Here is a 24,600-nt window from a genome sequence, read left to right on the forward strand (position 1 = left end):
CGGATCTCCCCGCTAAAGGCCGGGATCAAACGCTCCCAACGAGACGATAGCGAACCATGTCAAAGCGCGGACCCGCCGCACCCAAAAAGCTCCTGACCGGCCTGATCGGCGCACCCATCGCGCATTCTGCCTCCCCTGCCATGCATGAGCGCGCCGCGGAGGGGCTTGGGCTGCGCGGCCATTACCAGCTCATCGAGGTCGCCGGCGCCGACGCGGGCGGGCTCCGCATGATGCTCGAGGGCGTGCGGCGGCTCGGCTTTGCCGGCGTCAACGTCACTTTTCCCTACAAGGAGGCGGTGGTCCCGCTGCTCGATGAACTGGCACCGGGTGCCGCCGCCATGGGGGCGGTCAACACCGTCGTCGTCAGGAACGGCCGGCTGATCGGCCACAACACCGACACGACGGGCTTTGCGCGCGCCGTCGCGCCGCTGCTGGCGGCCTCTGGAAACGCAGTCGCCGTGATCGGCACCGGCGGCGTCGGCAAGGCGATCGCGTTTGCCCTGGCGAGCCTTGACGTGACCGACATCCGTATCTTCGACAGCGAGCCGGCACGCGCCGAAAAACTCGCCGCGCTGCTCGACAAACAGGGTGGCGCCAGGGTCGCCGCAAGCGTCGAGGCCGCGCTCGACGGCGCAACGGGCCTCGTCAACGGCACGCCGGTCGGCATGCTGCCGAACCGGGAAACGCCGGTCGCGCCGACGCTGCTACGTCAAAACCTGTGGGTCGCCGACGCCGTCTATTCGCCGCTGATCACGCCGCTGCTGGCGGCTGCCCAAGCCAAGGGCGCGCGGATCATGACCGGACGGGAGCTTGCGATCTACCAGGCCGCCGACGCTTTCGAACTGTTCACTGGCCTTGCCCCATCCACCGAGATCATGGGAGAGGCATTCGACGAGGTGATGGCGGCACGAAGCTCGGCCTATCACGCAGCGTAACCGAAACGGCCGGACACAAGGCCGCGGACACCATCACGAAACAGGAGGAGAAACCATGAAATCGACTTTGCTGGCGGGCGCCCTGCTTGCCTTCGCGACTGCAACCAGCGTGCACGCCCAGGCGATCAAGCTCGCCGACGTCGCCGAGCTTTCCGGGGGCGGCGCCACCGTCGGCACCAACTGGAAGAACGGCATCGACCTCGCGATCGAGGAGATCAACGCCAAGGGCGGCGTGCTCGGCCGCAAGCTCGAAGTCACTCATGCGGATTCGCAATCCAACCCGGGCGTCGCGCGCGCGCAGGTGCAGAAGGCGCTCGACGCCGAGCCCTATGTGCTGCTCGGACCCGGCTATTCCGGCTCGGTGAAGGTGACCGCGCCGCTGGCGGCCGAAGCCGGCATCGCGCAGATCATGGGTGGCGAAGCCGCCGAGCTGACGCAAGGCGGAAACAAATTCCTGTTCCGCACCTCGTTCGGCCAGCAATCCTCGATGCCGAAGGTCGCCAAATACATTCACGACGACATGAAGGCGAAGTCGGTCGCCGTGGTCTGGGTCAACAATGACTTTGGCCGCGGCGGCCGCGATGTCGTCGTCAAGGAGCTCGACCGTCTCGGCTCCAAGGTCGTCGCCGATCTCTCCACCGAGGCGGGCCAGGCCGATTTCGCCGCCGACGTCGGCAAGATCAAGGCCGCCAATCCCGACGCCGTATTCGTCTATTTGAACGAGGAAGAGAGCGCACGCATCCTCAAGGAGCTGAAGCGCCAGGGCGTCACCGCACCGCTGATGGGCGAGACCACGCTGATCGGCCAGAAGGTGATCGAGCTTGCGGGCGATGCCGCCAACGGCGCGCGCGGCCATGTCGGTCTCACCACCGACGCGCCGGTCGACCTGATCAAGGCGTTTCGCGACAAGTTCGCGAAGAAGTACAATTACGTGCCCGACCATAACGGGCTGAAAGGCTATCTCGCGGTCTACATGGTGAAGGCCACCACCGACAAGATGGGCAAGGTCGATTCCAAGGCGTTCGCCGACACCCTGCATGGCCTGACCATCAAGGCCGCCGACGAGCCGGGCATCTTGATGGACGTCACCTTCAGCGAGACCGGCGACATCGACCGCCAGAGCTTTCTGGTCGAGGTGGTCGAAGGCAAGCAAGTCGTGAAGCAGGTGCTGCCGAAGGTGAAGTGAGGTCTTGCCCTTCTGCCTCGCCCCGCCCTTCGCGGGGAGAGGGAGAAGGACGAGCGAGGAGAGCGGGGAGACAGAGCGCGAGCGCCGAGAGGGGAAAATGTCCAATCTGTTCGATCTTCTGGTCGCTGGACTTGCCACCGGCGCGATCTATGCGCTGGTCGCGGTCGGCTTCACGCTGCTGTGGCAGACCTCGCAGACCATCAATTTCGCACAAGGCGAGTTCGTGATGCTGCCGGCGTTCCTGATGCTGGCGGCGATGCATGCCGGCGCGCCGTTCTGGCTCGCGATCATCCTCGGCATCCTGCTTTCGATGCTCCTGCTCGGCCTCGCCTTCAAGATGCTGCTGGTGGATCCGATGTTGCGCCATGGCGTGCTGCCGCTCGCGATCGCGACCATGGCGCTCGCGATCGGTCTCAAGGAGGCCGTAAAGCAGTTCTTCAGCGCCGAAGCCTCACCCTTCCCCTCGATCGTGCCGACCGGCGACGTCTCCATCCTTGGCCATGCCGTCTCGCTGCAAAGCATCGGGGTCCTCGTCCTCGCCATCCTTGCCGTCTTCGGCTTGACTGCGCTTCTCAACCGCACCTCGCTCGGCCACCAGATGCAGGCGGCGGCGCAGAACCCGACGGTGGCGCGCATCATCGGCGTCCCGGTCGAGCGCATGATTCTCCTGACTTTCCTGATCAACGCGTTCCTGGTCGCTCTCGCCTCGCTGTTGATCACGCCGATCTACCTCGCGAAATTCACGTCGGGCGAGGTACTGGGCCAGGCCGCCTTCATCGCCGCGATCGTCGGCGGGTTCAACCAGGTGCGCGGCGCGATCGCAGGCGGCCTCCTGATCGGCGTGCTCGACAATCTCGCGGCCGCCTATGTTTCAACGCAGTACCGCGCCGCCGTGCCTATGATCTTCCTGATCGCCGTCATCCTGTTCCGACCGCAGGGCTTGCTCGGCCGTGCCGAGGAGCGCACCGTATGAGCGGCTTCGCCAAACCTCTCAAGATCGCGTTCGGCCTCATCGTGGTCGCTGCGCTGATCGTTGTCCCCATGAACTTCAACCGCTATGGCCTGTTCATCCTGAGCCAGTGGGCGGTGATGGCCATCGCCGCAATGGGCCTCAACCTCACACTCGGTTATGCCGGCCAGGTCTCGCTGGCGCAGGGCGCCTTCGTCGGCATCGGCGCTTACGCCGCGGCGATCATGACCACGCATGGCTGGCCGCTGCCGGCGGCGATCGTCGTCGCGATCGGCTTGAGCTTCGCGGTCGGCTGGGTGCTCGGCTATCCCGCGCTGCGGGTGCAGCATCACTACCTCGCCTTCGTCACGCTCGCCTTCTCCACGCTGGCCTTCCTGGTATTTCGCAACGAGAGCTGGCTCACCGGCGGCATCTACGGCATCTCCAATATTCCGCGTCCGCACATTTTCGGCATCGCGACCAACAAGCCGCTGCCGTTCTACTATGTCTGTCTCGGCTCGCTCGCTATCGTGTCGCTCGCGGTGTGGTGGCTGATCCGCTCGCCGTGGGGCCGCGCCTTCATGGCGCTGCGCGAAAACCCGCTGCGGGCGCAGTCGCTGGGCGTCGACACGCGGCGCTATACGCTGATGGCGTTCGCGATCGGCTCGGCGCTCGGCGGCGTCGCGGGCGCGCTCTATGCCCCGCTGACGCAATATATCGATCCCGTGCCGTTCAACCTGTCGCTCTCGCTCGACCTCCTGATGATGGTGATCGTCGGCGGCGCCGGATTCTTCCTGGGTCCGTTCCTCGGCGCGATGATCGCGGTGCTGTTGCCGGAGTGGCTGCGCTTCACCGAGGGCTATTATCTGATGCTCTACGCGATCGCGGTGATGGGGCTGCTGATCTGGTCGCCGACCGGCATTTTGGGAATCGTCGACCGCTATCTCGCCGAACGCCGCACCAAGGCGGCCTCCGCCCAGCGCGCCGTCGCAAAGTCCCGGCTGGAGACAGCGCAATGAGCGCGGTCCTCGAAGTCACCGACATCAAGAAGAATTTTGGCGGCATCAGCGCCGTCGGCGGCGTCTCTTTCGACGTCCGCGAGGGCGAGATCCTCGGCCTGATCGGCCCGAACGGCTGCGGCAAGTCGACCCTGTTCAACTGCATTCTCGGCCAGCTCACGCCGAGCGGCGGCGAGGTCAAGCTCGACGGCAAGGTCGTCACGGGCTTGCGACCCGCCGAGCTCAACAAGCTCGGGGTCAGCCGCACCTTCCAGCTCCTGCAGGTGTTCCCCAAACTCTCGGTGCGCGAGAACCTGATCCTCGCGGGACAGGAGCACCAGGGCAGCATGGCCTCGCGCCTGGTCGGCCGCTCCGATGCCGGACTGACGGAGGCCGCCGACCAGATGATCGGCTTTTTCAAGCTCGATCATCTCGCCGACGAGCCCGCCGGCGGGCTCTCCTATGGCCAGCAAAAGCTGCTCGACGCCGCCATGGCCTTCATGGGCGGACCGCGGCTGGTGCTGCTCGACGAGCCCGCCGGCGGCGTCAACCCGTCGATGTTGACGGACCTGAAGGAGCGGCTGGTCGCGATCAACCGCGAGAAGAACGCCACCTTCGTCGTGATCGAGCACAACATGGAATTCGTGATGTCGCTGTGCTCGCGCGTGATGGTGATGGCGGAGGGCAAGGTGCTGGCGATGGGACGACCGGACGAGGTGCGAGAGAACCCCGCCGTGATCGAAGCCTATCTCGGACATTGAGGAACCAGCCATGAGCGATCCGATCCTCTCGGTTCACAATCTCGTCGGCGGCTACGGCAAGATGACGATCCTGAACGGCACCACCTTCGCCGTGCCGCAGGCCACCATCACCACCATCATCGGCCCGAACGGCGCCGGCAAGTCCACCGTGTTCAAGGCGATCTTCGGCCTGCTCAAGCTGCGTGAGGGCAAGATCAACTTCGCCGGCCGCGACGTCACCCATTTGAGCCAGCGCGCGCTGCTCAATGCCGGCATCTGCTACGTGCCGCAGGGCCGCAACATCTTTCCCGAGCTGTCGGTGCGCCACAATATCGAGCTCGGCGGCGTTTCGGCGGGCAAGGGCATCGACCTGCAGAGCCGGATCGAGGCCGCGCTCGACCTGTTCCCGGCGCTGCGGCGGAAATCGACGCAGCAGGCCTCCACGCTATCCGGCGGCGAGCAGAAACAGCTCGAAATCGCCCGCTCGCTGCTGCTCGAACCGAAGCTCGTTCTGATCGACGAGCCCTCAATCGGCCTGTCGCCACTGATGGTGCAGCAGACTTTCGACATCCTGAAGAGCTTGCGCGACCGCGGTGTCACCATTCTGATGATCGAGCAGAACGCCCGCTCGGCGCTGGAGATTTCCGACATCGGGATCGTGCTCGAGCTCGGCCAGACCCGCATGGTCGACAAGGCGGCGCGCATCTTGAACGACCCGCGGATCGGCCAGCTCTTCCTCGGCGGCGCCATGGAGGAGAGCGCAGCATGAGCGCGCCAAGGCGCATCGCCGTTGCCGGCGCCGGCCTGATCGGCCGCCGCCATATCGAATTGATCAACGCTTCACCAGACTGCGTGCTGGCGGGCATCGCCGACCCCTCGCCTGCCGCAAAAGAGTTCGCGCAGACGCGCACCACACCCTGGCATTCGGATCACCGCACGTTGCTGGCGCAGGAAAAGCCTGATGGCCTGATCATCGCCTCACCGAACGCGCTGCACTTCCAGATGGTGCTCGACTGTGCCCAAGCCGGCGTGCCCGCGCTGATCGAGAAGCCGGTGACCGATACGGTCGCGGCCGCGCAGCGCCTGTGCGCGGCGATCAGGCGGACCGGCGTGCCGATGCTGGTCGGCCATCACCGCCGGCACAATCCGATCATCAAGGCCGCACGCGAGACGGTGGCGACCGGCAAACTCGGCCAACTCACGGCTGTGCTCGGACTGTGGCTCCTGAAGAAGCCCGACGATTACTTTGATGTGGCGTGGCGGCGCGAGCATGGGGGCGGCCCGCTGCTCATCAACCTGATCCACGACATCGACAATCTCCGATTCATCTGCGGCGAGATCACCGAGGTGCAGGCGTTGACGTCGAACAAGGTTCGCGGTTTCGCCGTCGAGGACACCGCCGCGTTGCTGCTGCGCTTCGCCAACGGCGCACTGGGAACGGCGACCGTGTCGGACGCAACGCCGGCGCCATGGAGCTGGGAGCTGACCTCGGGCGAGAACACTGCGTACCCGAAGCGGGATCAGCCCTGTTACATCCTCTCCGGCACCGCGGGCTCGCTGTCCGTGCCGAATATGGAGCTTTGGTCCTACGCGCGAGAGCCCGGCTGGCATGCGCCGCTGTCGCGCGAGACCATCACGCCGCCGGCATTCGATCCATTGGCCGAGCAGCTCCGGCATTTCCTGGCCGTGATCGCGGGCCATGAACAACCACTGATCGCGGTCGAAGACGCAATGGGCACACTTGCGGTCGTCGAAGCCGTCAGCGAAGCGGCACGCACGGGCCAGAAGATATCGCCGGGCCAAATCATGGAGCAGGCAGCATGACCAAACGCTCGATCGCAACGGTCTCACTCTCCGGCGCTCTCGACGAAAAGCTCCGCGCCATCGCATCCGCCGGATTCGACGCGGTCGAGATTTTCGAGAACGATCTGCTGTCGTTCGGCGCAGGTCCGCGCGACATCGCAAAGCTCTGCGGGGACCTCAATCTCGAGATCTGTGCGTTTCAGCCGTTCCGCGATTTCGAAGGCATGCCGGAGCCGCAGCGTTCGCGAAACTTTGCCCGCGCCGAACGCAAGTTCGACCTGATGCAGGAGCTCGGCACCGATCTGCTGCTGATCTGCTCCAACGTGTCGCCGGCCGCGCTCGGCGGCATCGACCGCGCCGCGGATGATTTTCGCGAGCTTGGCGAGCGCGCGGCCAAACGGTCTTTGCGCGTCGGCTACGAGGCATTGGCCTGGGGACGCCACGTCAACGATTACCGCGATGCCTGGGAGATCGTGCGGCGCGCCGATCACCCCGCGATCGGTGTCATCCTCGACAGCTTTCACGCACTGGCCCCCGGCTTTCCGGTCCGCGCGATGGCCTCGATCCCCGGCGACAAGATCTTCCTGGTCCAGCTTGCAGATGCGCCGAAGCTCGAGCTCGACATCTTGTCGTGGAGCCGGCACTTCCGCTCCTTCCCCGGCCAGGGCGATCTGCCGGTCGGCGAGTTCATGGCCGCGATCGCGGCGACCGGCTATGCCGGGCCGCTGTCGCTGGAGATCTTCAACGACCAATTCCGTGCCGGCTCGGCCGTGCAGACCGCGGTCGACGGCCTGCGTTCGCTGATCCTGCTGGAGGACCAGCTTGCACCGGATTGGCCAAAGCTCATCGGCGAACCCTTGGCGCCCAAGCCCAAAAGTCGCGGCACGGGATTCATCGAGTTTGCCGTCAACGAGACCAAGGCCGGCGAACTCGCCCGCCTGCTCGCGCAGCTCGGTTTCCGCAAGACCGGCAAGCATCGCAGCAAGGCGGTGGAGCGCTGGTCGCAAGGCAAGGTCGAGCTCGTCGTCAACTCCGAGACCGACGGCTTTGCGCATTCGCACTACGTGACGCATGGCCCCGGCGTCTGCGCCATCGCGCTCGATGTCGACAATGCCGGCCTCGTTATGCAGCGCGCCGAAACACTGAAAGCGCGCACCTTCTATCAGCCGGTCGGGCCGGGCGAGCTCGAGATTCCCGCGATCCACGGCGTCGGCGGCAGCCTGCTTTACTTCCTGGACCAGGCCGGCAAGAACTGGGACACGGATTTCGAACAGGTACCGAGCGACGCTCGCGCGGACGCCCTGCTGGCCGTCGATCACATCGCGCAGTCGATGCCCTATGACGAGATGCTGTCGTGGCTGCTGTTCTACACCGGCATCCTCGACCTCAAGCGGCTGCCGCAGATGGAGATCGCCGATCCCAGGGGCCTCGTGCAAAGCCAGGCCGTCATCAACGGCGACCAGAGCCTGCGCTTCGTGCTCAACGGCTCATCCGCCAACCGCACGCTGCCGGCCCGCTTCATCTCGGAGTTTTTCGGCTCGGGCGTGCAGCACGTCGCATTTACGTGCCGGGATATCTTTGCGGCAGTCGCGGAGATGCGCAAGCGCGGCGCGGATTTCCTGGATATCCCGGACAATTACTACGACGACGTCGAAGCCAGATACGACCTCGCACCCGAGCTGATGAGGCAGCTGCGCGCCAACCACATTCTCTACGACCGCGAGGGCGACGGAGAGTTTTTCCAGGTCTACACCCACATCTTCGACGAGCGGTTTTTCTTCGAGATCGTGGAGCGGCGGGATTATCAGGGCTTCGGCGCGGCCAATGCCGGGATCAGGCTTGCCGCGCAAGCGCGTGAGGTGCGGCCCGCGAGCATGCCGCGCGTGTAGCTTACTTTCCCTCTCTCCTTGTGGGAGAGGGTGGCTTGCGCAAAGCGGCGAGACGGGTGAGGGGTTCTCTCCGCGAGACCTTACTTTTGAATACGCGGAAACAAACCCCTCATCCGGCGCTTCGCGCCACCTTCTCCCACAAGGGGAGAAGGGGCATCGTGCTTGTGGCTACTTCATCGCGCATTTGTCGTGGAAGCGATCCTGGTCGTTCTCGACGATGGTCGCGACCGTCTTCAGCGAGAGCTGGCCTTCGCCGTCCTTGACCACGTCCTGGAGGTAGAAGTTCTGCACCGGGATGTGGTTCTTGCCGTACTTGAACGGGCCGCGCAGCGACTTGAAGTTGGCCTTCTCCATCTCGGCCTTCATCGCGTCCTTCTTGCTGGTGTCGCCCTTCACCGCGACCACGGCGCTGTTGATGAGCTGGGCCGCGTCGTAGGCTTGCGCGCCGTAATAGGTCGGACGCAGCCCGGGGTACTTCTTGCGATAGTCGGCGACGAAGCGCTTGTTCTGCTCGTTGGGCAGATCATTCACCCATTCCTGCGCACCGGGCACCCCGAGCGCGTTCTCCTTTTGCAGCGGCAGCGACAGCTCGTCGACGGTGAAAGCCGTGTAGAGCGGCATCGTGCTCTTCAGCCCGGCCTGCGCATATTGGTTGAGGAACTGCACGCCGGCTGCACCGGGATAGAACACGAAGATCGACTCGGCACCCGAGGCCCGCGCCTTGGAGAGCTCGGCGGAGAAGTCGAGCTGGCTCGGCCAGACCGTGTATTCCTCGCCCTTGACCTCGCCCTTGAACGTGCTCTTCACGCCCGCCAGCATGTCCTTGCCGGCGGCGTAGTTCGGGCCGATCAGGAACACGCTCTTGACGCCCTTCTGGTTCATGTAGAGACCCATGGCGGCCGGCGTCTGGTCGTTCTGCCACGAGGTCGAGAACACGTAAGGTGAGCAGAGCTCGCCCGCGAGCTGCGACGGACCGGCATTGGCCGAGATCAGGAAGGTCTGCGAATCCACCGCGGTCTTGAGCGAGGCCAAGAGCACGTTCGACCAGATGTAGCCGACGATGAAGTCGACCTTGTCGGACTGCACCAGCTTCTCGGTCTTCTGCTTGCCGACGTCGGGCTTCTGCCCGTCGTCCTCGTAAATCACCTCGACCGGCTTGCCGTCCATCTTGCGGCCGATGTGATCCAGCGCGAGCTCGAACGAGTTGCGCATGTCGTTGCCGATCACGGCGGGCGGGCCGCTGAAGGTCGAAACGAAGCCGATCTTGATGGTGTCGCCGGCGGATGCCGGGCCTGCCAGCACCAGCGCCGCTGCGCCCGCCAGCCAGAATGCCGTCCTCATAACCACTCCCCTCCATATTATTATGCCCGGAAGCAGGGTGATTGCCGCCCCGGGGTCATCTCTATTGAACGCAAAATCTGTCGCGCCGCCAATGGTTCAGCGCCCGCCCTGCACCATATTTCGCCCCGAACGGCGATAGCAAGAAATATAATTCTACTTACTTCGGCTAAGGTTGCGGCGCTTTCTCGCGGGCGCGATACACCCGGCCTATGCCTCGATTGACGACGGCTATTGGACCGCGGCGCCTGATCAGCGTTTAGATGAGGATAGAGCCGCGAGATTCGGAAGGGCGCATCATGACCACGACACCGCACCGCGTCGTCATCGTCGGAGCCGGTTTCGGCGGGCTGGAGGCGACCCACCGGCTCGCCGGCAGCCCGGTCGAGATCACGCTGATCGACCGCCGCAACCATCATTTGTTCCAGCCGCTGCTCTATCAGGTCGCCACCGCCTCGCTCGCCACCAGCGAGATCGCCTGGCCGGTCCGGCACCTGATGCGCGACCGGCGCGATGTTACGACGCTGTTTGCGACGGTCAGCGGCGTCGATGCCGACAGGCGCTGCGTGCTGATCGACGACGGCAGCGAGGTGCCTTACGACACGCTGGTGCTCGCCACCGGCGCGCGTCACGCCTATTTCGGCCACGACGAATGGGAGCAATGGGCGCCGGGTCTTAAAACACTGGAGGACGCGACCACGCTGCGCCGTCATATCCTGGTGGCGTTCGAGCGCGCCGAGCGTGAGACCGATCCGGCCAAACGCGCGGCACGATTGACTTTCGTCATCGTCGGCGCCGGCCCCACCGGCGTCGAACTCGCCGGCACCATCGCCGAGATGGCGCACCACACCTTGCCAGCCGACTTCCGCAACATCGACACCAACAAGGCGCGCGTGGTGCTGATCGAGGCGGGTCCGCGGGTGCTGGCAGGCTTTCCAGATGATCTCTCGGCCTATGCCCAGGCCTCGCTGGAGAAGATCGGCGTCGAGGTCGTGCTCGGCCAAGCCGTCACTGAGATCAACCGCGAGGGCGTGGTGTTCGGCGGCAAGCTGCTCGAAGCCAAGACACGAATCTGGGCCGCCGGCGTGCGCGCCTCGCCCGCGGCGGAATGGCTGGGCGCACCGGCCGATCGCGCCGGGCGCGTCCAAGTGGAGGCCGATCTTACGATCCCCGGTCATCCCGAGATCTTTGCAATTGGCGACACCGTTTTGATCAACGCCTGGGACGGCAAGCCTGTGCCCGGCATCGCGCCGGCCGCCAAGCAGCAGGGCCGTCACGTGGCCGAGACCATCAAGGCCCGGCTGCGCCAGGAGCCGACAGGCCCGTTCCGCTACAAGCACTCCGGCAGCCTCGCGCAGATCGGCAAGCGGCTCGCGGTGATCGACTTCGGCCGCATCAAGCTGCGCGGCACCATCGCGTGGTGGATCTGGGGCATCGCCCATATCTACTTCCTGATCGGCTTGCGCCATCGCCTCAGCGTCGCCCTGAGCTGGCTCTGGATCTACGCCCGCGACCAGCGCGCTGCGCGGCTGATCACGCAGGGATCGAGCAAGGTGGTGTAGGGCTTCTTCTTCCTCTCCTCGTTCTTACGGCGAGAGGGTTGGGGTGAGGGGCCTCTCCGCGAACGAGATATTGGTGAGACCTGTACCCCCTCACCCGGATCGCAAGAGCGATCCGACCTCTCCCCGCGAGCGGGGAGAGGTTAAGTGAGGCGCGATCGCCGCCCCTACTTCACCAGCTCGCACCCACCTTCCGCGAGCGGTCGAAACGCCTGCTCCGCAGAGATCGTCGAAACCAGCTTGTAATAGTCATACGGATATTTCGACTCCTCCGGCTTCTTCACCTCGAACAGATACATCGGATGCACGACGCGGCCGTCCTGGCGGATCGTGGTGTCGCCGAACAGCTTGTCCTTGCCCTTGAACTTTTTCATCTCGGGCACGGCATCCTTGGCATTGTCGCTGCCCGTGACGGCGACCGCGTTGAGATAAGCGAGCGTGGAGGCATAGACCCCGGCCTGGTTGCCGCTCGGCATCTTGCCGTTCATGCCGGGCCGCGCCGCGAAGCGCTTGGCGAAGGCGCGGGTGTCGTCGTTCATGTCCCAGTAGAAGGCCTCCATGAGCTGGAGCCCTTGCGCGACCTTGATGCCCATGCCGTGGACGTCGTTGATGAAGAGCAGGAAGGCGACGAGTTTTTGTCCGCCCTGCTGTATCCCGAACTCGGCCGCCTGCTTCACCGCGTTGATGGTGTCGCCGCCGGCATTGGCGAGCCCGATCACTTGGGCCTTCGAGCCCTGCGCCTGCAACAGGAAGGACGCGAAGTCGGACGTGCCGAGCGGATGCTTGGAGGAGCCCAACATCTTGCCGCCATGCGCCTCGATGTATTTCTGGGCTTCCGCCTCGATGCCCTTGCCGAGTGCGTAGTCAACCGTGAGGAAATACCAGTCCTTGCCGCCGCGCGACATCATCGCGGCCGCCGTGGTGTTGCCGGTCGCCCAGGCGTCGTTGACCCATTGGATGGTGTTGGGCGAGCAGGCCTTGCCGGTGAGATCGGAGCTCGCGGTGGACGACGCGAGGAACGTCATGCGGCTATCGCGCAGCAGCGTGTTGATGGAGAGGCCAACGGCCGAGTTCGGCACGTCGACGATGGCGTCGACGCCCTCGACATCGAGCCATTTGCGCGCGATTGCATTGCCGACGTCGGCCTTGTTCTGGTGATCGGCATAGACGATCTCGACCTTGATGCCCTTGCCGCCGCCGTTGAAATCCTCAGCGGCCATGCGCGCGGCCTCGACCGAGCCCATGCCGTTGGTGTCCTGGAAAATGCCGGAGATGTCGTTGAGCACGCCGACGCGCACGACATTGTCCGAGATCTCGGCATTTGCCGCGCCGCCAATCAGGCTCGCGGCCAGCGCAAGCGTCCACTTCAAGTTCTTCATTGTTCCCTCCCCTGTCGTATTTGTTGTTTGCGATGACGACAGCGTCAGGCTGGCGTGATGCTCACAGGCAGGCTGTCGAGCCCGCGCAGCGTGTTGTTGAAGCGGCGCTGCGGCTCGCCCATGATCTCGATCTTTGCGATCCGGCGGGCCAGCGCCGCGAGCATTGTCTCGCCTTCGAGCCGCGCGACCAGCTGGCCGACGCACATGTGAATACCTGAGCCATAGCCAACATGGCCGGACGTGCGGCGGGTGATGTCGTAGCTGTCGGGCTTGTCCCAGCGCCGCGGATCGCGATTGGCAGCCGCCAGGAACATCAACACCTTCTCGCCCTCACCGATGGTCGCGCCTGACAGTTCGACTTCGCGCGTGGTCGTGCGGAAGAAGGTCTGCACCGGGCTTTCAAAACGAACGGCCTCCTCGAAAGCGTTGCGCGCCAGCGTAAAATCGTTGCGCAGGCGCTGCCACTGCTCAGGGAAGCGCGCGAGACAGTAGACCGCTGCACCGATGCCGTTGACGGTGGTGTCGAGGCCCGCTGACAGAAGCGAACGCACCAACAGCGGCGCTTCGGTCGCGGTGATGGCACCCTCGCCGACATGGGCGTGGATGCAGGCGCCGATGCCGCCGGGCGTGAGGCTGTCCCGCTGGCACTGCTCGGTGACGTAGGCCTGGTGAGGCGCCGAGCGCGCGATCGCCTCGTTGCGCAACTGGTTCGGCGGGCCGAAGGCGTTGAACACCAGGCTCGCATAGGGAATGAGATTCTCGCGTCCCTCAGGCTTAAGCCCGAGCGCATCTGGGAAGATCGACAGCGGATAGGCCTCGGCAAGGTCCGTGATGGCATCGAAGTTGCGTTTCTCCAGCAGCGCGTCCACACGCTCTTCCGCTGCCGCGGCAAAGCGGTCGCGCAGCCCCTTCATCACCGTCGGCGACAGCACCTTTGAGAGCACGGCGCGGGTGCGGGTGTGCTCGGGAGGATCGGCCTCAAGGATCAGGCTGGGCGGCCGCCACGGCGTCTCCTTCGCGAAATCGGCGAGGCCGACGCCGCGGCTGGAGCAGAACGTTGCGGGATCGTTCAGCACGGCATGAACTTCGGCATAGCGCGCCACGCCATAGACGTTCCACTTGTCGAGATAGACGACAGGTCCCGCCTCCCGCAGCAGCTCATGCGTGGGATAGGGATCGGCGAAAAAATCCATCGCGAACGGATCGACGTCGAGATGCGGGACGGCCGACGAACCGTTAATTTCCTGGGAGCTGGAAGTGCTCATGGAAGTCCTCCCTCATTTTGATCTTGTGAAAGGGCCGCGCTTACCTTTAGGTCTCCAGACACGCCGCGAGACAGAATCCCAACATGCCGCCGCCTTCGACCAGAGCCCGCCAGAAACCTGCGCCCGCCGAGACGGGACCGACGCTCGATCTCGACCGCTACGTCCCCGCGTTCATCACCTTCATCGCCAACAAGCTCTCGAACAGCGCCACCGCGTTCTATCAGCGAGAGTTCGGCGTCAACGTCACGGAATGGCGGATCATGTCGCTGCTCGCGATCGAGCCCGGCATTCCCGCCTCGCGCATCTGCCACGTCATCGGTTTCGACAAGGGCCCGGTGAGTCGGACGCTGGCCGGCCTGGAAAAGCGGGGGTTGATCTCGATCCGTACCGATCCCAATGACGGGCGCACCCATTCGATCTCGCTGACGGCGAAGGGCCGCGCCATCCATGACAAGGTGATCGTCGCTGCATTCGAGCGCGAACGGCGCCTGTTGTCCTGCCTGGACAAGGACGAGCGCGAGGTGCTGATCGACCTGTTGCGCCGCCTGCATGAAAATCTCGGCGCGGTGACCGGCAGCACCGAGACCTGACGGGCCACACAGCGGGCGCTGAGCCCTGTCATTTCCAGGCATGCGCCAACATTCGCCGGCGGCACCCTCTCTGCCGAGCATAGCTTCCTCCGATCCGACGCGGCGGTTCCTCCCGCCGTCATCCGTGTCTGGAACGGTTCGCATAAATTAGTTGCTTGGGCAACAAAAGAATCGTGCAGCATAATGCGGCAAGGCGGCTGGCGTAGTTGGGTTTGCCGAGCTCTCTTGTCCCGGACGCGCTGCAGCGTGAAACGCTGCTGCGCAGAGCCGGGATCCATAGATGCCAATCACGAAGAATGGCCCCGGCTCTGCAGCGCATCACTGCGTGCTGCGCTGCGTCCGGGGCACAGGCCCAAGCGCTACACCCCGATCCACTCGCCCGGCGCATCGTCATCCAACCGCGCCACCGCATCGGCACGGCGCGTCAGCACCGCGCGCTGGTTGATGTAGCCCTTGTCGGTGATCTCGCCGCCGTCGACCGACGGCGGCTCGGCGAGCAGCAGGGCACGCGTGGCATGGCCGGAGGAGTTGGCGCCGTGTTGCTTCAGTTTCGCCAGCCCCCGCGCGATCGCGGCTCTGATCTTCTCATGCGCGAGCACGTCGTTCACGCCTGCGGTCTCGGGCAGGCCGGCATGCGCGCGGCACGCAGCGATGTTCGGAAACACCAGGAAGCGCACCTCGTCGCCGCCATGGCCGGTGACGACGATGTCCTGCGCGAGCGGCGCCAGCGCGGCGATGCCGGCGAGGCGCAGTGTGCCGACACTGACCCAGGTGCCGGAATTGAGCTTGAAATCCTCCGCGACGCGGCCGTCAAAGAATAGGCCGCGTTCGGGCCGGTTCGCGTCGGCGAACTTCACGGCATCACCGATGAGATAAAAGCCCTCGTCGTCAAAAGCCTGCCTGGTCAGCTCCGGCGCCTTCCAATAGCCCGGCGTGACGTTGGGGCCGCGCACGCGCACCTCCAGCTTGTCGCCGGAGGTAACGAGCTTCAGTTCGGTGCCGGGAATGGGCACGCCGATATTGCCCGAGCGCTCCGCGAGGAAATGGCAGTCGGTGGCCAGCGGCGACGTCTCGGTCGAGCCCCAGGCCGAGACCATCGGCATCGCGCGGCCAACAGTCTTGACGGAGAGTTCTTCCAGCGCATCCCAGAGATTCTGCGGCAGCGCCGCACCGGCGTAGAACGCGAATTTCACCTCGCTGAAGAAGCGGCGACACAGCTCCTCGTCGCCGCGCAGCGCCGCGATCAACATTTCGAAGCCGCGCGGCACGTTGAAATAGACCGTCGGCATCACGCTTCTGAGATTGGCGAGCGACATCGCAAACAGACCGGGCGCCGGCTTGCCGCCGTCGATATAGAGCGAGCCGCCATTGCGCAGCACGAGATTGAAATTGTGGTTCGCGCCAAACGTGTGGCTCCAGGGCAGCCAGTCGAGAATGACCAGATCGTCGCGCGCCTGTTCGAGAAAAGTCCAGGTCTGCGCCTTGGCCTGCTGGCTGGACGTCAGCATGCGCTGGGTGTTGATCACGGCTTTCGGCGTGCCGGTCGAGCCCGAAGTGAACAGGAGTTTTGCGATCGTATCGGGCGTCACCGCGGCGAAGGCCTTTGCGACGTCGGGGCTCTCGGGCGTTGCCGCGATAGTGCGAAAGGCCAGCGCATCGGCATCGTCGGCATTGCCGCTGATAATCTGCGCGCTATGCAGCGGCTTGATCGCGGCCAGCGCCGCCGCAAACGGCCTCGTCGCGGAGACATAGATCGCGGCGGGCTCAAGCAACGCGATCATGCTCTTGAGCTTGTCGAAGTCCTTTGACATCAGGGAATAGGCCGGCGAGATCGCCGCCGAGGGCACGCCGACATGCTGCGCCGCCAGTGCCAGCAGCGCATGATCGATGCTGTTGTCGGAGAGGATCGCGAGCGGGCGCTCCGCGCCGAGACCGTGCGCCAGAATCCAGGACGCCGCCGCGCGCGCCTGGCGCAGCGCCTGCGCATAGGTAACGGTGCTCCATGGCGCTTCGGCACTGCTGCGCTCGGCGAGGAAAATCGCGTCGGGCCTCTGCCGCGCCCATTGCTCCAGCCAGTCGCCGACGCAGCGCGCGCCATCGCGCAGAGGCTCGGGCGAGCGCAGCACGATGCTGCCGTCGGCGCGATGCTCGGCAACGGTTCTGGGTGTCGCAAACAGGCTCGAAGCATCACCGGGTGGGGCGGCTGTCATGGTTTCCTCCTCGCCCGGAAGCCGGGACCGGTCGCAGCCTCGTCGCGGCCCGCGTTGGCCAGCATGTTGGCCACGACAATTGTTGGGGCGCAAGCTGGGGCCAGGTGGGACGGGCCCGCCGCCGTTCAAAGGGCTGGTCGCCGCGCATCCGCGGCATGGATTGCTGGCTGCACCTGATCTAGCTGCCTATTATTTGCGCAAATGCTCGTAACAGGGCGCTGACACGAAGGTCCGCCGGAGCTCGAAATATCCCACAAGCCACTGATCTCTCGGTAATATCCGCAGCACTTGTCCTGCCCGGATTCTGTACACAATGGCACATCGCTTGCTTCGATCGGGGTGAAGAGACGTAGCCGGAGATTTGTCGCCATGAAGGCTGAAATGGGGGCTGAGCAGCCTGAAACGGTCGCCGCGATCGTGGCCGCGCATCGCGCGGGCACGCTCACACCGGCGCAGACGGTCGCGCGCACCTATCAGCGCATCCGCGACCACAACGACCCCGCCGTCTTCATCAGCCTGCGCGACGAAAAGGACGCGATCACGGAGGCCGAGAAGCTCGCCACCAAGGACGCCGCCAGCCTGCCGCTCTATGGCGTGCCGGTCGTGGTGAAGGACAATATCGACGCGCTGGGATTTCCGACCACCGCGGCGTGCCCGGCCTTCTCGTATACCCCGACACATGATTCGACCGCGGTGCAGCGGCTGCGCGCCGCCGGCGCGATCATCATCGGCAAGACCAATCTCGACCAGTTCGCGACCGGCCTTGTCGGCGTGCGCTCGCCCCACGGCATCCCCAGAAACGCGATCCGCGAGGACCTCATTCCCGGCGGCTCGAGCTCGGGATCGGCCACCGCCGTCGGCGCCGGGCTGGTGCCACTGTCGCTCGGCACCGACACCGCCGGCTCAGGCCGCGTGCCGGCGATGCTCAACAACATCGTCGGTCTCAAGCCGAGCCTCGGCATGATTTCGACCGCTGGCCTGGTGCCGGCCTGCCGGACGCTCGACTGCATCTCGGTATTCGCTTTGACGGTCGACGACGCCGCGCTGGCGCTCTCCGTGATGGCAGGTCCCGATCAGGCAGATCCGTTCTCGCGCGACCGGCCGCTTGGCGCGATCACCCCGCTCCCGGCAAACCTGCGCCTGGGCGTGCCACGCAGCGGACAGCTGATCTTCTTCGGCGACAAGAAGGCGGAAGCGGCTTACGCCGAGGCGCTGAAGCGCTGGACCGCGCTTGGGGCAACGCTCGTCGAATTCGACCTCGAGCCGTTCTATGAGACGGCCCGACTGCTCTACGAGGGACCGTGGGTGGCCGAGCGCTATCTCGTGATCCGCGACCTGCTCGCCTCGGCACCGGAGGCGATCCATCCCGTGACGCGCGAGATCACCGCGGCCGGTGCGCGGTTGACGGCGACGGACACCTTCTCCGCGCTCTATCGTCTGCAGGGCCTGCGCAAGATCGCCGAACGCACCTTCACCAATATCGACGCGCTGGTGCTGCCGACGGCGCCGACGGCCTATACGACCGCGCAGGTGCGGGCCAATCCGGTCGAGCTCAACAGCCGGCTCGGCACCTATACCAATTTTGTCAATCTGCTCGATCTCTGTGGTCTCGCGCTGCCGGCGGCGATGCGCGCCGACGGCATCCCGTTCGGCATCACAATTCTTGCACCCACCGGGCACGATGCGCTGCTCGCCAGCATCGGCCGCGTGTTCCATGCCGATACCAAACTGACGCTTGGCGCAAAGGGCGTCGTGCAAGCCTCGCTGGCGCCGCTTGCCGCAAGCGGCGTCGACGAGATTCCCATCGCCGTGGTCGGCGCGCATCTGTCCGGCATGGCGCTGAACGGCGAACTGAAAGCGCTGAACGGCCAGCTGATCGAGGCAACCAGGACCGCGGCGGACTACAAGCTCTACGCATTGAAGACCACGCCGCCAAAGCCGGGCATGCTGCGCGTCGAGGCCGGCAAGGGCGCGTCGATCGAGCTGGAAATCTGGTCGCTGTCGTCGTCCGCCTTCGGCAAGTTCGTCAACGCGATTCCCGCGCCGATGGCGATCGGCACGGTGCGGCTGGCCGATGGCCGCAGCGTGAAGGGATTTCTCGTCGAGCCCGAGGTGCTGGGCGAGGCTCGCGACATCACCGCGTATGGCGGCTGGCGGAAGTATATGGCGGAAGCTACGACAGCGTAGGTCTCGTAGGTGGGCAAAGCGAAACGTGCCCACCATCACCGTCAGCTTGGGGAGATGGTGGGCACGGCGCTTTGCGCCTTTGCCGTGCCCGCGCCCCTAAACCGACACCGCGTAGATCTCGTACTCCCCGCGCACCAGCTCGATATGCGCGCGCATCGCGGCGGCGGCGCCCTGCTTGTCGCCGCGCATGATGGCGACGACAACGCGGTCGTGCTCGGCTTGCGACTTGGCGAGACGGCCGAGATTGCGGAACTGGGCGCGGCGAAACGGCTGTACGCGCACGCGCGTCGCCAGCGTGATCTCGGCGATGTAGCCGTTCTGCGATCCCGCATAGATCGCGTTGTGGAAGCGCTCGTTGACCTCGTGGAAGCGCTCGGGATTGCCGGCGTAGCTCAACACCCGCAGTTCTTCGTGGATGGCTTCCAGGCCGTGACGCTCAGTGGCGGACATGCGCTCGGCGGCAAGACCCGCACACAGCGCCTCAAGCTCCGCCATGGCCTCGAACATGCCCGTCAGCCGTTCGAACGAGGGCTGCGCCACCACCGCGCCGCGATGAGCGCGCGCTTCGACGAGGCCGCTTGCCACGAGCTGACGCAGGGCTTCCCGCACCGGCGTGCGCGAAACGCTGAAGCGGCGCGCGATGTCGGTCTCGTCAAGCGGCGCACCGGGTGGCAGAGCTCCGCGCACGATCTCGTCGGCGAGCTGCAGGCGCAGCTCCTCGGCGCGCGTGACCTTGTGCGCTGACGGCGCCCCCCGGTCGACACGCGGCACCGCCGGTTCGGCCGGCAGCGCTCCGGGCGGAAGATCGTCAAGCGTCATACGGTCAGGTCTCTTTCGACTCGTCGATGATGCTGACATGGGCGGCGACGACGCGCCAGCCCTCCGGGAATTTTACCCAGGTCTGCATCTGCCGGCCGACCTTGCCCGGCATCGTGTCGCGATAGAACAGGGTGGAGGCAACCGCGGTGTCGCGGCCATAGCTGGTGATCACGGTTTTCGCGGTGCGGCGATTGAGGCCGACCGCCGAGCGGCCGGCGCGAAAGCCGGAGATTGCTTCATAGCCGTAGAGGTTCTCGCCGATGCCATAGCGCAGCGTGCGGGGATCGTTGCGGAAGAGCTCGCCGAGCACGGCGACGTCGTTGGTGATCAGGGCCTGCTCATAGCGCTCGAACGCAGCTTTGACGTCTGCGATCACCTCGGGGAGATCGATCTCCATCTCAAAATCCTCTTGGGCTGGGCGCGGCGGCGACGCCCATCTTCTCCAACGCGTACGCGACGCGCAGCGCGATGTCCTCGCGCCATGGCGCGGCGATGATCTGCACGCCGATCGGCAACGGTTCGAGCGGCACCGGCACGGCGACGACGGGGAGGCCGATGAATGAGATCGGCTGGGTGTGGATGCCGATATTGGCGCGCACCGGCATCTCGACGCCGCCAAGATTGAAATTGACCTGGCCGAGCTTCGGCGCGGTGCATGGCGTCGCCGGTGCGATCAGCACGTCGACGGATTTGAAAATCTCGGCGAGTTGCGCGCGATACCAGCGGCGGAATTTTTGCGCGCGGTCGACCAGCGGCGCCGGCACCATGGCGCCCGCAATCAGCCGGTCGCGCACGGCGGGATCGAAATCGTTCGGCCGCTTGCGCAGCCGATCGAGATGCAGCGAGGCGCCCTCGGTGGTGGTGATGACATAGGCCGCCGCGCGGGCGCGCGCAGCTTCGGGCACGTCCACCACGCGCGTTGCGCCCAGCGCCTTGGCGACGCGGCTGACGGCTTCGACAGCTTCCGGAAACAAATTGGTCTGGAAGTACCCGCCGGCGATCGCGATGCGCAGGTCGGACACCGGATTGGCAAGCAGCGGTGTCGTCGGCTCCAGACCACGTGTGGTGGTGCAGGCGGCATCGTCGGCATCCGGTCCCTGCATGGCGTCATAGGCCAGCGCGAGATCGGTGGCGGAGCGCGCGAACGGGCCGAGATGATCGAGGCTCGCGACGAACGGGAAAGAGCGCGCACGCGAGAGCCGGCCATAGGTCGGCTTCAGGCCGAAGATGCCGCAGAACGAGGACGGCACGCGGATCGAACCGTTGGTGTCGGAACCGAGCGCGATCGGCACCAGCGCGCCACCAACGGCGCTGCCCGAGCCGCCGGAGGAGCCGCCGCTCATCCGCGTCGTATCGTGCGGATTGCGCGAGGGACCGTCATGGACGTTCTCGCCGGTGAAGTCATAGGCGTATTCACCCATGTTGAGCGCACCGACCAGCACGGCGCCGGCCGCTTCCATGCGCTCGATCAGCGTGGCATCGCGCGTGGCGGGTGCGCGATCGCGGTTGATCTTCGAGCCTGCGCGCGTGGCGAGGCCTGCGACGTCGAACAAGTTCTTCACCGCGAACGGCACGCCGGCCAATGGGCCGACGGACTTGCCGGCGGCGATATCGGCATCGATTGCGCGCGCTTTGGCGCGGGCGCGATCGGCGGTGATGTCGGTAAACGCATTGAGGATGGTGTCGTGCTGCTTGATGCGCGCAAGCGCGGCTTCGGTCGCATCGAGCGCGGACATCTTGCGGCCCGCAACCGCGCTCGCGATCTCGGAGGCCGTCATCTCTGGCTTGGTCGTCATGGCGGCGTCAGACCGTGAACACGGGCGCCGGCTCGGTCTCGTCCGGCAGCGCGAATTCGTCGACGAGGCGGCCGAGCCGCAGCGAGACCTCGAGATTGGCGCGGATGGACGCCCTCCATGCTTCCTCGACGGGCAACGCCAACGCTTTGGTGACAGCGTCGATATAATCGTCCAACGGTTCGGCCATCACGCTCCCAAACAAGCTCTCAGTGTGCGCTCTGTGTCTGCAGCGGCGGATGCGGGATCGCCGTCAGCAGCTCCTTGGTGTAGTCGTCCTGCGGATCGCTCAAGACCCGCTCGGAAGATCCTTCCTCGACGATTCGACCCGACCGCATGACAATGACACGATCGCACAACAAGCGCACTACGTTCAAATCATGCGAGACGAACAGATAACTCATACCTAGTCGGGCCTTGAGGTCCTGGAGCAGATTGAGGACCACGGCCTGGACCGAAACGTCGAGCGCGGCGGTCGGCTCGTCCAGGATCACGAGTTTCGGGTGCAGGGCGATGGCGCGGGCGATGCCGACGCGGGCTTTCTGGCCGCCCGACAATTGGTGCGGGAAGCGATCCAGCAGATTGTGCGGCAGGCCCACCATGGTGGCGAGCTCCTCGCAGCGGGCGCGGAGCGCGTCGCGCCCCCTGACTTCGCCGAGCTGCATGATGGGATCGGCGATGGCACGCACGGCGGTGAAGCGCGGGTTGAGGCTGTCGGTCGGATCCTGGAACACCATCTGGATGCGGCTGCGCTGCGGCAGCCGGGCAAAGCCGGCGGGCGCGATGCCGCCGATGTCCTCGCCGTCGAACTGGATCAGCCCCGAGGTCTGATCCAGCAGCCGCATCACCATCATCGACGTGGTCGATTTGCCGCAGCCGGACTCGCCGACCAGGCCGACGCTCTCGCCGTGACCGATCGAGAAGCTGATGCCGTCGACGGCGCGGAACACGTCCGGCTCGACCGGCGGCTTGCGGCCGAACAATTTGCCGAGCGTGGCGGTGGCGCCCTGGCGGGGATATTCCTTGACCAGCTTGTCGATGAGGAGAAGGGGCTGCCCGCTCTTCCTGGCCTCGTCCTGCGAAGCCTGATGGATGGCCCGGTCAGGCCCGGCCACGACGGCTGAGCCTTCCTCCTCCGCCAACAGATCCCGCAGGCTCACGCCGAGCCGCGGCGTCGCGCGCATCAGCTTCTTGGTGTAGGGGTGCTGCGGGTTGGCGAAGATGTCGGCGGCCTTGGCGGTCTCGACCACCCTGCCCTTTTCCATCACCACAACGCGGTCGCAATAGGCAGCGGCGAGGCCGAGATCGTGCGTGATCAGGATGGTGGACATTGCCTTGCGCTTGGTCAATTCCACGATCAGATCCATCACCGCCTTCTGCGTGGTGACGTCCAATCCGGTCGTCGGCTCGTCCGCGATCAGTAGCTGCGGATTGCAGGCGAGCGCGAGCGCGATGACGACACGCTGGCACATGCCGCCTGACAATTCGAACGGATAGGCGTGATAGCGCTCGCGCGGGCGGGCGATCTTGACCTGCTCCAGCGCCTCGATCGCCTTCTCGCCGCGGTCCGAAACCATGGCCTGCTGGACATGGGTGCGCAGCACGTCCTCGATCTGGTCGCCGACCTTCCGGATCGGGTTGAGCGCGGCGCGCGGATTCTGGAAGATCATCGAGACTTCGCGACCGCGCAGATCGCGCATCTGGTCTTCGGTCGCGGCCTTGACGTCGATGCCCGAGAACATCACCGAGCCTTCGGCGATCCGCCCCGCACGGTCGAGAATGCGCATCACCGCATACGACGTCACCGATTTGCCGGAGCCGGACTCGCCGACGATCGCAAGCGTCTCGCCCTTGGCGACGGAAATGTTGACGTGCTGCACCGCCTTGACGATGCCGCGGCGGGTGGTGAATTCGACGGCAAGGTCCTGGACGTCGAGCAGCGGCGGGGCGGTCATGGGCACCTCCCAACTAAAAATGGCGAAAACAACCCCATGCACAGTAGAATGAGGTTGATTTCATTGGGGAATTTCGAGCGAAAAAGTACGCCTAACCCAGCCATCACGTCCTCCGCTGGGGGTCGACGATGTCGCGCAGGCCGTCGCCGAGGAGGTTGAAGCAGAACACGGCGATCATCAAAGCGAGGCCCGGGAATAGCGCGATCCACCATTCGCCTGACACCATGAAGCCGGCGCCTTCGGCGACCATGATGCCCCATTCGGCCGTCGGCGGACGGACGCCGAGGCCGATGAACGAGAGACCGGCGGCATTGAGGATGGCGTAGCCCATGGTCAGCGACATCTGCACGATCATGATCGGCATGATGTTCGGCAGGATATGCACGAGCAGAATGCGGAATTCGCCGTTACCGGACAGACGCGCGGCCTGCACGAAGCCGGCGTTACGGCGGACATTGGCTTCGGCGCGCGCAACGCGGGCGTAGAGCGGGAAGTTCACGATGGCGGTGGCCAGGATGATGTTCTGCACGGTGTTCCCCAGCGCGGCGACGATGCCCATGGCCAGCACGAACAGCGGGAACGCCATGATGGTGTCGGCGACGCGGCCGACCATGCGATCGGTCCAGCCGCCGAAATAGCCGGCCGCGATGCCGGCGAGCCCGCCCATCAGGAACACCAGGGCGACGGAGGCGACCGCGATGAACGTATCGAGCCGCGTCGCCACCACGACCCGGCTGAAGATGTCACGGCCCAATTGATCGGTGCCGAACCAGTGCGCGGCCGACGGTGGCTTCAGCGACGCCACGGTGTCGGACGCCAGCGGGTCATACGGCACCACATAGGGGCCGAAGATCGCGGCAAGGAGGATCACGATCAGCAGCGCGAATGCAAAGCCGGTGACCTTGTTCTCGCCGAGCACGTAGCGGGTCTGGTCGAGGAGCGCGACGAGACCCGACGTGCGCGCGGGGCCGACGGGTTCAACAGCAGGCGCAACGGTGCTCATGA

At 65.4% G+C, this 24,600-nt stretch carries 21 protein-coding genes; 11 read left to right on the forward strand and 10 right to left on the reverse strand.

What is annotated here, in order from left to right; translation table 11 throughout:
• Positions 1-56: 56 nt before the first annotated feature.
• The 8 genes from AC0L3B_RS19880 (at position 57) to AC0L3B_RS19915 (ending at position 8,500) form a co-directional block, all read left to right on the forward strand.
• Positions 57-935, forward strand: coding sequence for a shikimate dehydrogenase (locus AC0L3B_RS19880; protein ID WP_018456034.1), 879 nt, complete (start codon positions 57-59; stop codon positions 933-935).
• A 55-nt stretch (positions 936-990) separates the two neighbouring features.
• Positions 991-2,121 (forward strand): ABC transporter substrate-binding protein, encoded by a 1,131-nt coding sequence (locus AC0L3B_RS19885; RefSeq protein ID WP_018456033.1) that lies wholly within the window; start codon positions 991-993, stop codon positions 2,119-2,121.
• A 97-nt stretch (positions 2,122-2,218) separates the two neighbouring features.
• Positions 2,219-3,094: a branched-chain amino acid ABC transporter permease gene (locus tag AC0L3B_RS19890; RefSeq protein ID WP_018456032.1), complete on the forward strand. Its 876-nt coding sequence runs from the start codon at positions 2,219-2,221 to the stop codon at positions 3,092-3,094.
• Positions 3,091-4,089 (forward strand): branched-chain amino acid ABC transporter permease, encoded by a 999-nt coding sequence (locus AC0L3B_RS19895; protein WP_473380932.1) that lies wholly within the window; start codon positions 3,091-3,093, stop codon positions 4,087-4,089. Before AC0L3B_RS19890 ends, AC0L3B_RS19895 begins: the two co-directional genes overlap by 4 nt.
• Positions 4,086-4,829 (forward strand): ABC transporter ATP-binding protein, encoded by a 744-nt coding sequence (locus AC0L3B_RS19900; protein WP_473380933.1) that lies wholly within the window; start codon positions 4,086-4,088, stop codon positions 4,827-4,829. Before AC0L3B_RS19895 ends, AC0L3B_RS19900 begins: the two co-directional genes overlap by 4 nt.
• Positions 4,830-4,839: 10 nt before the next feature.
• Complete coding sequence (locus tag AC0L3B_RS19905) at positions 4,840-5,577, forward strand: ABC transporter ATP-binding protein (RefSeq protein WP_473380934.1); 738 nt, start codon at positions 4,840-4,842, stop codon at positions 5,575-5,577.
• Entirely contained in the window at positions 5,574-6,632 is a 1,059-nt protein-coding gene (locus AC0L3B_RS19910; protein ID WP_473380935.1) for a Gfo/Idh/MocA family protein, read from the forward strand. Before AC0L3B_RS19905 ends, AC0L3B_RS19910 begins: the two co-directional genes overlap by 4 nt.
• On the forward strand, positions 6,629-8,500 hold the full coding sequence (locus tag AC0L3B_RS19915; protein ID WP_085349658.1) for a bifunctional sugar phosphate isomerase/epimerase/4-hydroxyphenylpyruvate dioxygenase family protein: 1,872 nt from the start codon (positions 6,629-6,631) through the stop codon (positions 8,498-8,500). Before AC0L3B_RS19910 ends, AC0L3B_RS19915 begins: the two co-directional genes overlap by 4 nt.
• Positions 8,501-8,668: 168 nt before the next feature.
• Here AC0L3B_RS19915 and AC0L3B_RS19920 read toward each other — a convergent pair whose 3' ends face one another.
• On the reverse strand, positions 8,669-9,841 hold the full coding sequence (locus tag AC0L3B_RS19920; RefSeq protein ID WP_473380936.1) for an ABC transporter substrate-binding protein: 1,173 nt from the start codon (positions 9,839-9,841) through the stop codon (positions 8,669-8,671).
• Positions 9,842-10,137: 296 nt separating this feature from the next.
• Between AC0L3B_RS19920 and AC0L3B_RS19925 the strand changes: the two genes are divergently transcribed.
• Complete coding sequence (locus AC0L3B_RS19925) at positions 10,138-11,400, forward strand: NAD(P)/FAD-dependent oxidoreductase (RefSeq protein ID WP_018456025.1); 1,263 nt, start codon at positions 10,138-10,140, stop codon at positions 11,398-11,400.
• 164 nt (positions 11,401-11,564) lie between these two features.
• Here AC0L3B_RS19925 and AC0L3B_RS19930 read toward each other — a convergent pair whose 3' ends face one another.
• Both AC0L3B_RS19930 and AC0L3B_RS19935 read right to left on the reverse strand, forming a co-directional pair.
• Positions 11,565-12,776, reverse strand: coding sequence for an ABC transporter substrate-binding protein (locus AC0L3B_RS19930; RefSeq protein WP_018456024.1), 1,212 nt, complete (start codon positions 12,774-12,776; stop codon positions 11,565-11,567).
• A 44-nt stretch (positions 12,777-12,820) separates the two neighbouring features.
• Positions 12,821-14,041, reverse strand: a complete 1,221-nt coding sequence (locus AC0L3B_RS19935; protein WP_368508879.1) for a cytochrome P450 — start codon at positions 14,039-14,041, stop codon at positions 12,821-12,823.
• A gap of 83 nt (positions 14,042-14,124) precedes the next feature.
• Between AC0L3B_RS19935 and AC0L3B_RS19940 the strand changes: the two genes are divergently transcribed.
• Positions 14,125-14,631: a MarR family winged helix-turn-helix transcriptional regulator gene (locus AC0L3B_RS19940; protein ID WP_018456022.1), complete on the forward strand. Its 507-nt coding sequence runs from the start codon at positions 14,125-14,127 to the stop codon at positions 14,629-14,631.
• Positions 14,632-14,990: 359 nt separating this feature from the next.
• Here the strand turns inward: AC0L3B_RS19940 and AC0L3B_RS19945 are convergent, their stop codons facing one another.
• Positions 14,991-16,841 carry a feruloyl-CoA synthase gene (locus tag AC0L3B_RS19945; RefSeq protein WP_473380937.1) on the reverse strand — a complete coding sequence of 617 codons (1,851 nt, stop codon included), beginning with the start codon at positions 16,839-16,841 and terminating at the stop codon, positions 14,991-14,993.
• Positions 16,842-17,222: 381 nt separating this feature from the next.
• Here AC0L3B_RS19945 and atzF point away from each other — a divergent pair, with 381 nt between their 5' ends.
• The gene (gene atzF / locus AC0L3B_RS19950) at positions 17,223-19,028 is read left to right on the forward strand and encodes an allophanate hydrolase (RefSeq protein WP_085349654.1); all 1,806 of its coding nucleotides are present in this window, start codon (positions 17,223-17,225) and stop codon (positions 19,026-19,028) included.
• A gap of 96 nt (positions 19,029-19,124) precedes the next feature.
• On the opposite strand, the gene AC0L3B_RS19955 is transcribed toward atzF, so the two are convergent.
• The 6 genes from AC0L3B_RS19955 to AC0L3B_RS19980 all read right to left on the reverse strand — a co-directional run bounded on the left by AC0L3B_RS19955 (position 19,125) and on the right by AC0L3B_RS19980 (position 24,598).
• Positions 19,125-19,847 (reverse strand): GntR family transcriptional regulator, encoded by a 723-nt coding sequence (locus AC0L3B_RS19955; RefSeq protein ID WP_018456019.1) that lies wholly within the window; start codon positions 19,845-19,847, stop codon positions 19,125-19,127.
• 4 nt (positions 19,848-19,851) lie between these two features.
• On the reverse strand, positions 19,852-20,244 hold the full coding sequence (gene hpxZ, locus AC0L3B_RS19960; protein WP_018456018.1) for an oxalurate catabolism protein HpxZ: 393 nt from the start codon (positions 20,242-20,244) through the stop codon (positions 19,852-19,854).
• 1 nt (position 20,245) lies between these two features.
• A complete protein-coding gene (locus AC0L3B_RS19965) occupies positions 20,246-21,643 on the reverse strand; it encodes an AtzE family amidohydrolase (protein ID WP_473380938.1) in 1,398 nt (465 codons plus the stop codon).
• A gap of 7 nt (positions 21,644-21,650) precedes the next feature.
• Entirely contained in the window at positions 21,651-21,830 is a 180-nt protein-coding gene (locus AC0L3B_RS19970; RefSeq protein ID WP_018456016.1) for a DUF4089 domain-containing protein, read from the reverse strand.
• Between the two features lie 19 nt (positions 21,831-21,849).
• Positions 21,850-23,595, reverse strand: a complete 1,746-nt coding sequence (locus AC0L3B_RS19975; RefSeq protein WP_473380939.1) for a dipeptide ABC transporter ATP-binding protein — start codon at positions 23,593-23,595, stop codon at positions 21,850-21,852.
• A 103-nt stretch (positions 23,596-23,698) separates the two neighbouring features.
• Complete coding sequence (locus AC0L3B_RS19980; RefSeq protein ID WP_473380940.1) at positions 23,699-24,598, reverse strand: ABC transporter permease; 900 nt, start codon at positions 24,596-24,598, stop codon at positions 23,699-23,701.
• Positions 24,599-24,600: the final 2 nt, after the last annotated feature.

It is taken from the genome of Bradyrhizobium sp. Kon56 (assembly GCF_055807635.1).

Coding starts and splice junctions, on each gene's coding strand:
- AC0L3B_RS19970 (WP_018456016.1), bottom strand. CDS start 21,830: ATGGCCGAACCGTTGGACGATTATATCGACGCTGTCACCAAAGCGTTG.
- AC0L3B_RS19975 (WP_473380939.1), bottom strand. CDS start 23,595: ATGACCGCCCCGCCGCTGCTCGACGTCCAGGACCTTGCCGTCGAATTC.
- AC0L3B_RS19955 (WP_018456019.1), bottom strand. CDS start 19,847: ATGACGCTTGACGATCTTCCGCCCGGAGCGCTGCCGGCCGAACCGGCG.
- AC0L3B_RS19885 (WP_018456033.1), top strand. CDS start 991: ATGAAATCGACTTTGCTGGCGGGCGCCCTGCTTGCCTTCGCGACTGCA.
- AC0L3B_RS19980 (WP_473380940.1), bottom strand. CDS start 24,598: ATGAGCACCGTTGCGCCTGCTGTTGAACCCGTCGGCCCCGCGCGCACG.
- hpxZ (WP_018456018.1), bottom strand. CDS start 20,244: ATGGAGATCGATCTCCCCGAGGTGATCGCAGACGTCAAAGCTGCGTTC.
- atzF (WP_085349654.1), top strand. CDS start 17,223: ATGGGGGCTGAGCAGCCTGAAACGGTCGCCGCGATCGTGGCCGCGCAT.
- AC0L3B_RS19965 (WP_473380938.1), bottom strand. CDS start 21,643: ATGACGACCAAGCCAGAGATGACGGCCTCCGAGATCGCGAGCGCGGTT.
- AC0L3B_RS19920 (WP_473380936.1), bottom strand. CDS start 9,841: ATGAGGACGGCATTCTGGCTGGCGGGCGCAGCGGCGCTGGTGCTGGCA.
- AC0L3B_RS19900 (WP_473380933.1), top strand. CDS start 4,086: ATGAGCGCGGTCCTCGAAGTCACCGACATCAAGAAGAATTTTGGCGGC.
- AC0L3B_RS19905 (WP_473380934.1), top strand. CDS start 4,840: ATGAGCGATCCGATCCTCTCGGTTCACAATCTCGTCGGCGGCTACGGC.
- AC0L3B_RS19915 (WP_085349658.1), top strand. CDS start 6,629: ATGACCAAACGCTCGATCGCAACGGTCTCACTCTCCGGCGCTCTCGAC.
- AC0L3B_RS19940 (WP_018456022.1), top strand. CDS start 14,125: ATGCCGCCGCCTTCGACCAGAGCCCGCCAGAAACCTGCGCCCGCCGAG.
- AC0L3B_RS19880 (WP_018456034.1), top strand. CDS start 57: ATGTCAAAGCGCGGACCCGCCGCACCCAAAAAGCTCCTGACCGGCCTG.
- AC0L3B_RS19910 (WP_473380935.1), top strand. CDS start 5,574: ATGAGCGCGCCAAGGCGCATCGCCGTTGCCGGCGCCGGCCTGATCGGC.
- AC0L3B_RS19925 (WP_018456025.1), top strand. CDS start 10,138: ATGACCACGACACCGCACCGCGTCGTCATCGTCGGAGCCGGTTTCGGC.
- AC0L3B_RS19895 (WP_473380932.1), top strand. CDS start 3,091: ATGAGCGGCTTCGCCAAACCTCTCAAGATCGCGTTCGGCCTCATCGTG.
- AC0L3B_RS19930 (WP_018456024.1), bottom strand. CDS start 12,776: ATGAAGAACTTGAAGTGGACGCTTGCGCTGGCCGCGAGCCTGATTGGC.
- AC0L3B_RS19945 (WP_473380937.1), bottom strand. CDS start 16,841: ATGACAGCCGCCCCACCCGGTGATGCTTCGAGCCTGTTTGCGACACCC.
- AC0L3B_RS19935 (WP_368508879.1), bottom strand. CDS start 14,041: ATGAGCACTTCCAGCTCCCAGGAAATTAACGGTTCGTCGGCCGTCCCG.
- AC0L3B_RS19890 (WP_018456032.1), top strand. CDS start 2,219: ATGTCCAATCTGTTCGATCTTCTGGTCGCTGGACTTGCCACCGGCGCG.